A 7,664-nucleotide genomic window follows, 5' to 3' on the forward strand; every position below is an offset into this window, starting at 1 on the left:
AGGGGGCCCGAGCGTGACCATTCTGGAGAACATCCGGGGACCACGCGACCTGAAGGCGCTGTCCGAATCGGATCTCGGCGAACTGTCCGAGGAAATCAGGGAGTTCCTGGTGCACGCGGTCGCCAGGACCGGCGGACACCTCGGGCCCAACCTGGGGGTGGTGGAACTGACCATCGCGCTCCACCGGGTCTTCGAGTCGCCGGTCGACCGCATTGTCTGGGACACCGGCCATCAGAGCTATGTGCACAAGATCCTGACAGGGCGTCAGGACTTCTCCAAGCTGCGCGGCAAGGGCGGTCTGTCCGGCTACCCCTCGCGCGAGGAGTCCGAGCACGACGTCGTCGAGAACAGCCACGCCTCCACCGCGCTCGGCTGGGCCGACGGACTCGCCAAGGCCCGCCAGGTCCAGGGCGAGAAGGGGCATGTCGTCGCGGTCATAGGCGACGGTGCCCTGACCGGCGGCATGGCCTGGGAGGCGCTGAACAACATCGCGGCCGCCAAGGACCGGCCGCTGATCATCGTCGTCAACGACAACGAGCGGTCGTACTCGCCGACCATCGGCGGCCTCGCCAACCACCTGGCCACCCTGCGCACGACCGACGGCTACGAGAAGGTTCTGGCCTGGGGAAAGGACGTACTCCTGAAGACCCCGCTGGTCGGCAACACCGTCTACGAGTCCCTGCACGGCGCGAAGAAGGGCTTCAAGGACGCCTTCGCGCCGCAGGGCATGTTCGAGGACCTCGGGCTCAAGTACGTCGGCCCGATCGACGGACATGACATCGGGGCCGTCGAGTCCGCTCTGCGGCGTGCCAAGCGCTTCCACGGGCCGGTGCTGGTCCACTGCCTCACCGAGAAGGGGCGCGGCTACGAGCCCGCCCTCGCCCACGAGGAGGACCACTTCCACACCGTCGGTGTGATGGACCCCCTGACCTGCGAGCCGCTCGCCCCGTCCAACGGGCCTTCCTGGACCTCGGTGTTCGGGGACGAAATCGTGGCGATCGGCCAGGAGCGCGAGGACGTCGTGGCGATCACGGCGGCCATGCTGCACCCGGTCGGTCTCGGAAAGTTCGCGGCGCGGTTCCCGGACCGGGTGTGGGACGTCGGCATCGCCGAGCAGCACGCTGCGGTCTCCGCGGCCGGTCTCGCCACGGGTGGGCTGCACCCGGTCGTCGCCGTGTACGCCACCTTCCTGAACCGGGCCTTCGACCAGTTGCTGATGGACGTCGCCCTGCACCGGTGCGGGGTCACGTTCGTCCTCGACAGGGCCGGGGTCACGGGCGTGGACGGGGCCTCGCACAACGGCATGTGGGACATGTCGATACTCCAGGTCGTGCCCGGGCTGAGGATCGCCGCACCCCGCGACGCCGACCAGCTGCGGGCGCAGCTGCGGGAGGCGGTCGCCGTGGACGACGCGCCGACGCTGGTGCGGTTCCCGAAGGAGTCGGTGGGGCCCGTGGTCCCCGCGGTGGACCACGTGGGGGGCATGGACGTGCTCCACCGCGGGGAGCGGTCCGAGGTGCTCCTCGTCGCCGTCGGCGTGATGGCGTCCGTCTGCCTCCAGGCCGCCGAGCTGCTGGAAGCGCGGGGCATCAACTGCACGGTGGTGGACCCGCGTTGGGTCAAGCCCGTCGACCCCGCGCTGCCGGGCCTCGCCGCCGAGCACCGGCTGGTGGCCGTGGTCGAGGACAACAGCCGGGCCGCCGGGGTGGGAGCGGCGGTCGCGCTGGCGCTCGGTGACGCCGACGTCGACGTGCCGGTACGGCGGTTCGGGATCCCGGAGCAGTTCCTCGCGCACGCCAAACGGGGCGAGGTGCTCGCCGACATCGGTCTGACGCCGGTCGAGGTGGCGGGACGGATCAGCGCGAGCCTGGCCGTGAAGGCACAGGCCGACGTCAGGGAGAAGGCTGAATGAGCACGGAGTTCGACCTCGGCAGACTCCTGGCCGAACGCGGAGCCGAACGCTACGAGCTGCACGGCAGGTATCTGAACCACCAGCTCCCGCGCATGCTGCACACCATCGGCTTCGACAAGGTCTACGAGCGCGGCGAGGGCGCCTACTTCTGGGACGCGGACGGCAACGACTACCTGGACATGCTCGCCGGGTTCGGAGTCATGGGCCTGGGGCGCCACCATCCCGTCGTCCGCAAGGCGCTGCACGACGTCCTCGACGCCCAGCTCGCCGACCTCACCCGCTTCGACTGCCAGCCACTGCCCGGGCTGCTGGCCGAGAAGCTGCTCACCTACAGCCCGCACCTGGACCGGGTGTTCTTCGGCAACAGCGGCACCGAGGCGGTCGAGACCGCGCTGAAGTTCGCCCGGTACGCGACCGGCAAGCCCCGTGTCCTGTACTGCGAGCACGCCTTCCACGGACTGACCACGGGCTCGCTGTCGGTCAACGGCGAGGACGGCTTCCGGGACGGGTTCGCGCCCCTGTTGCCCGACACCGCCGTACCCCTCGGCGATCTCGACGCCCTGGCAAGGGAGTTGAAGAAGGGCGACGTCGCCGCCCTGGTCGTCGAGCCGATCCAGGGCAAGGGGGTGCACGAGGCGCCGCCCGGCTATCTGCGCGCCGCACAGGAGCTGCTGCGCCGGCACAAGGCGCTGCTCATCGCCGACGAGGTGCAGACCGGGCTCGGCCGGACCGGGGACTTCTACGCCTACCAGCACGAGGACGGGGTCGAGCCCGATCTGGTGTGCGTGGCCAAGGCGCTCTCCGGTGGCTATGTCCCGGTCGGCGCCACCCTCGGCAAGGACTGGATCTTCAAGAAGGTCTACTCGTCGATGGACCGGGTGCTGGTGCACTCGGCGAGCTTCGGCTCCAACGCCCAGGCGATGGCGGCCGGGCTCGCCGTCCTGTCGGTCATGGAGAACGAGCAGATCGTCGCGAACGCCCGCGCCACCGGCGACCTGCTGAGGTCCCGGCTCGCGGCACTGATCGACAAGTACGAGCTGCTCGCCGACGTCCGCGGCCGGGGCCTGATGATCGGCATCGAGTTCGGCAGGCCGAAGTCGCTGAAGCTGCGCAGCCGCTGGACCATGCTGCAGGCCGCGCGCAAGGGCCTGTTCGCGCAGATGGTCGTCGTCCCCCTCCTGCAGCGGCACCGGATCCTCACCCAGGTCTCCGGCGACCACCTGGAGGTCATCAAGCTCATCCCGCCGCTCGTCGTCGGGGAGAAGGAGGTGGACCGGTTCGTCGACGCCTTCACCGACGTCATGGACGACGCGCACAGCGGCGGCGGGCTGATGTGGGACTTCGGCAAGACGCTGGTGAAGCAGGCGGTGGCCAACCGGTAACGGCCCACTCGGACGGACTTTGTCTCTGAGGCAAGAAATTTGCCGCGGAGGCAAGCCTCCGGCTCAATGGAGGCATGACCATTCCCGAAGCCTTCACGGAGCTGCCCACGGTGGCTCCCCAGCTTCGCGCGCTGCGCCGCCGCGCCTCCCTCACCCTGGAGGCGGCGGCCGGAGCCGCCGGCCTGTCGCCCGCCCATCTCTCCCGGCTGGAGACCGGACAGCGCCAGCCGTCACTGCCGATGCTGCTCTCGCTGGCCCGTATCTACAGTACGACCGTCTCGGAGCTGCTCGGTGAGACGGCAGCCGACCGGGACGCCGTGGTGCGCGCCGCCGACATGGAACCGACCGTGGCGGGCGGCTGGACCTACGTCCAGGCTGGCGCGGCGGGCCGCGGGATGCAGGCCCTGCGGGTGCAGGTGCCGCACGGGTCCCAGGGCGACATCGTGCGGGTGCATCCCGGCGAGGAGTGGCTGTACGTCCTCAAGGGGCGGCTCAGGCTCCGCCTCGGCGACACCACGCACCGGCTCGGCCCGGGTGACAGCGCGCATTTCGACTCGCTGACCCCGCACCGCATCGCCGCCCAGGATCCCGACGGCGTCGAGCTCCTGTTCGTCCACACCCTGCTGCAGAGTCCCACGGCCACGCTGTGCCTGGGCCCCACCCCTGGAGAGACGCCGTGAGCGACATGGAAGAGAAGTTCCCCCGCGCCCTGTGGGTGCGACTCATCATCTATCTCGCGGTCGGCCACCTCTTCGCGGCCTTCGTGTTCCTGCTCTTCGAGGTGGGAGCCGGGCAGTAGCGGTCGTACGCACGGCTCAGTCGAGCAGGCGCTCCCGCAGCCGCTCACGGATCTCGGGGGTCAGGCCGAGGCCCTCTTCCAGATACGCCTCGACGCCGCCCCAGGTCTCCTCGATGGTCGCGAAGGCCGCCGTCAGATACTCGGCGCGGGCCTCGAACAGGGGGCCGAGCAGTTCCATGACCTCGGGGGAGTAGGCGTCGGCGGAGGTGCTGGTGCGCCGCACCTTGTACCGGCGGTGCTTGGCGTTCGACTCCAGGTAGTCGGCGATGATCGCCTCGCGCTCCACGCCCAGGGCCAGCAGGGTCACCGCGATGGACAATCCCGCACGGTCCTTGCCGGCCGCGCAGTGCATGAGGGCGGGCACGCTGTCCTCGGCGAGGGAGCGCAGCACCTGGGAGTGCTCGGCGGTGCGCTCCTTGACCATCGTGCGGTAGGAGTTGGTCATGCGCTCCGCGGCCTTGCCGTCCCCGAGGAGCTCGCGCAGCTGCTCTATGTCGCCGTCGCGGACCATCTTCCAGAACCCGGTGCCCTCCGCCGGGTCACTCAGCGGCAGGTTCACGTTGGTGACGCCCGGCAGATCGACGTCGGGGCCCTCCAGCTTCTGGTCCGCCGCGTTGCGGAAGTCGAAGATCGTGTGCAGGCCGAGCGAGGACAGGAAGGCCGCGTCGTCCTCGGTCGCGTGCGCGAGGTGGCCGCTGCGGAACAGCACTCCGTACCGCACCCGCCGCCCGTCCGCCGTCGGCAGCCCGCCCACGTCGCGGAAGTTGCGGACGCCTGCCAGCTCGGGTTCGGTCGACGGGATCTGCTGCGTCACGGGGGTCCTCCCAGCCAGATTCCGTCGGCGCGGCTCGCCGGCGAAGGCACGCTCTCGACGATACGACATGGATTCCTGGGCCAATGACTTGTCCACAGGGCCGGCAACGAGTTGTCCACAGCCGTTGCAACCGGGCCCGGTGGCCGCTGATGATGTTGGCGCCTGAGCGCACCTGTTGGCACCTGTTCGAATCTGTGAGGAAGCCCCATGCTGGAGATCGCCGAGAACGGCCGTACGTGGATTCTGTCCGGGCCGGCCAGCAGTTACGCCCTGCACCTCACCGCCGAGGACGAGCTGCTGCACCTGCACTGGGGTCCGAGGATCGCCCTGGCCGACGCCGAGGCCCTCGCCGTCCGTCCGCTGCCCGACTACTGGCCCTTCGAGTCCCCGCTCGACGGACGCGAGGAGTACCCGGTCGAGGGCGGTCCCCGCTTCACCCGCCCCGCCCTGTCCGTGCGCACCGACGAGCGGCGCGGCACCGAGTGGAGCTTCGAGGCGTACGACACCGAGGGCGACGAGCTGCGGCTGCGGTTCCGCGACGGCGGGCTGGCCGTCACGCTGCACTACCGGATGCGCGATGACGTCCTGGAGCGCTGGGTGACCGTGGACAACCAGGGGCAGGACCCGGTCGAGCTGCTGCGGGCCGACTCGGCCACCTGGACCCTGCCCGACCGCGAGGACGGCTGGCGGCTGTCCCAGTTGCACGGCCGCTGGGCCGCCGAGTCCCTGCTCACCCAGGCCCCCCTCACCTACGGCGAGAAGGTCATCGGCAGCCGTCGCGGGCACACCGGGCACCAGCACCTGCCGTGGGTCGCCCTCGACACCGATGCCACCGAGGAGCGCGGCGAGGTCTACGGTGTCGCCCTCGGCTGGTCGGGGTCCTGGCGGATCGCCGTGGCGCAACTGCCCGACGCGCGCGTGCAGATCACCGGTGGCGCCGGATACGACGACTCCGGGCTGCTCCGGCTGGCGGCCGGGGAGTCCTTCACCACGCCCGTCTTCGCCGGACTCTGGAGCGACGGCGGCTTCGGCGGCGCGAGCCGCACCTGGCACGCCTACCAGCGGGCGTACGTCATCCCGCACGCGGACCAGGACCGGCCCGTGCTGTTCAACTCGTGGGAGGCCACGACCTTCGACATCTCCGAGGAGCAGCAGCGCACCCTCGCCCGGCGGGCCGCGGCGATGGGCGTCGAGCTCTTCGTGGTCGACGACGGCTGGTTCGGCGCCCGCACCAGTGACCGGGCCGGGCTCGGCGACTGGGCGCCCAACCCCGACCGCTTCCCGAACGGCCTCAAGCCACTCGGTGAGTACGTACAGGGGCTAGGCATGCAGTTCGGCATCTGGGTCGAGCCGGAGATGATCAACCCGGACAGCGAGCTGTACCGCGCCCACCCGGACTGGGTGCAGTACCAGACGGGACGGAAGCGGACGGAGTTCCGCAACCAGCTCGTACTGAACCTCGCGCGCGAGGACGTCCAGCAGTACCTGTGGGAGCAGCTCGACACCCTGCTCTCCTCGGCCCCGGTCGACTATGTGAAGTGGGACTTCAACCGCTGCTTCACGGACGCGGGCTGGCCCGGTGAGCCCTATCCGCAGCGCCTGTGGGTCGACCATGTGCGCGGCTTCTACGCCCTCTTGGACCGGCTGCGGGAGGCTCACCCGGGCGTGGCCTTCGAGTCCTGCTCGGGGGGCGGTGGCCGGATCGACCTCGGGGTGCTCAGCCGAACCGACCAGGTGTGGACCTCGGACAACACCGATCCGCTCGACCGGCTCGCCATTCAGCACGGCTTCAGTCAGATCCATCCCGCGCGGGTGATGGCCGCCTGGGTGACCGACAGCCCCAACACCCAGCTCAACGGCCGGGTGAGCTCCTTGCGGTTCCGGTTCGTCAGCGCGATGGCCGGGGTGCTGGGAGTCGGCGGGGACCTCGCGGAGTGGACCGAGGAGGAGCTCGCCGAAGCCGGACGCTGGGTGGGTCTCTACAAGGAGATCCGGCCGCTGGTACAGCGCGGCGACCTCTACCGGCTGCGGTCTCCGCAGGGCGGGCTGAGCGCGGTGCAGTACGTCCTCGGGGACGAGACCGTCGTCCTTGCCTGGCTGCAGGCACAGAAGTACGGCGAGCCCGTCCCCTCGCTGCGGCTGCGCGGGCTCGACCCGGCAGCGTCGTACGAATGCCCCGAAACGGGTGAAGTGCACCGAGGGGGCGTATTGCTTCATCACGGACTTCGGACCGGTCTGCGCGGTGACCTTGATGCGACGGTTATCCGGCTGCGTCGCATCTAGGGCTTGTGCCCGAATTGATGGCTTCCTTACCAACTCCTTCCGGCGTGAGGGTTCCTGTGAATTCATGACGTGAGCAGCGTCATATCCGTGACGGTGCGTCGCCCGTCATGTTCACGTAATTCACAGGTTTCCCAAGGAGATTCGGGTCGGGTGAAGGGCGTCCGATTCACGCAGGGTGACCAGTAATTCTCATACGGGATCAACAGGAACGCCGGAAAAGGGAGCCACTCACTTGTCCCTTTGCGTCCTGCTCGCTTACGTTCACCCCCGATCCGGTCGGACGCCCAATCCTGCCGCCGAACGGATTCCCCACACTCACCCACCCGTGTAAGGCAGGAGCGGGGGACCCACAGGTACAACGCCTGTTCCGGTCTCCGGAACGGCTTGGGGTCAAGTCGCGTCCCGACGCGGCCGGGCATCTCCAGCCCGCACCCGACAGCTCACCTCGCAGGCGCCGGAGAGGAATTCGTCATG

6 protein-coding genes and 1 riboswitch are annotated in these 7,664 nt (G+C 69.6%); of the genes, 5 read left to right on the top strand and 1 reads right to left on the bottom strand.

All coding sequences use genetic code 11. The features are described from left to right. The first annotated feature begins 13 nt into the window (after positions 1-13). The 4 genes from dxs to ACFVYN_RS18815 all read left to right on the top strand — a co-directional run bounded on the left by dxs (position 14) and on the right by ACFVYN_RS18815 (position 4,093). On the top strand, positions 14-1,912 hold the full coding sequence (gene dxs, locus ACFVYN_RS18800; RefSeq protein ID WP_389999602.1) for a 1-deoxy-D-xylulose-5-phosphate synthase: 1,899 nt from the start codon (positions 14-16) through the stop codon (positions 1,910-1,912). Continuing rightward, on the top strand, positions 1,909-3,294 hold the full coding sequence (locus tag ACFVYN_RS18805) for an aspartate aminotransferase family protein (RefSeq protein ID WP_389999605.1): 1,386 nt from the start codon (positions 1,909-1,911) through the stop codon (positions 3,292-3,294). The genes dxs and ACFVYN_RS18805 overlap by 4 nt, the downstream gene beginning before the upstream one ends. A 74-nt stretch (positions 3,295-3,368) precedes the next feature. Next, entirely contained in the window at positions 3,369-3,974 is a 606-nt protein-coding gene (locus ACFVYN_RS18810) for a helix-turn-helix domain-containing protein (RefSeq protein ID WP_389999607.1), read from the top strand. Then, positions 3,971-4,093 (top strand): DUF6126 family protein, encoded by a 123-nt coding sequence (locus ACFVYN_RS18815; protein ID WP_389999610.1) that lies wholly within the window; start codon positions 3,971-3,973, stop codon positions 4,091-4,093. Before ACFVYN_RS18810 ends, ACFVYN_RS18815 begins: the two co-directional genes overlap by 4 nt. Before the next feature lie 16 nt (positions 4,094-4,109). Here the strand turns inward: ACFVYN_RS18815 and ACFVYN_RS18820 are convergent, their stop codons facing one another. Next, complete coding sequence (locus ACFVYN_RS18820; RefSeq protein ID WP_389999613.1) at positions 4,110-4,907, bottom strand: tyrosine-protein phosphatase; 798 nt, start codon at positions 4,905-4,907, stop codon at positions 4,110-4,112. 207 nt (positions 4,908-5,114) lie between these two features. Here ACFVYN_RS18820 and ACFVYN_RS18825 point away from each other — a divergent pair, with 207 nt between their 5' ends. Continuing rightward, on the top strand, positions 5,115-7,190 hold the full coding sequence (locus ACFVYN_RS18825) for an alpha-galactosidase (RefSeq protein WP_389999616.1): 2,076 nt from the start codon (positions 5,115-5,117) through the stop codon (positions 7,188-7,190). A 306-nt stretch (positions 7,191-7,496) separates the two neighbouring features. Further along, positions 7,497-7,657, top strand: a riboswitch (cyclic di-AMP (ydaO/yuaA leader). The last annotated feature ends 7 nt before the right edge of the window (positions 7,658-7,664 follow it).

Origin of the sequence: Streptomyces sp. NPDC058307, from assembly GCF_042880295.1 — a bacterium.
Lineage (GTDB): Bacteria > Actinomycetota > Actinomycetes > Streptomycetales > Streptomycetaceae > Streptomyces.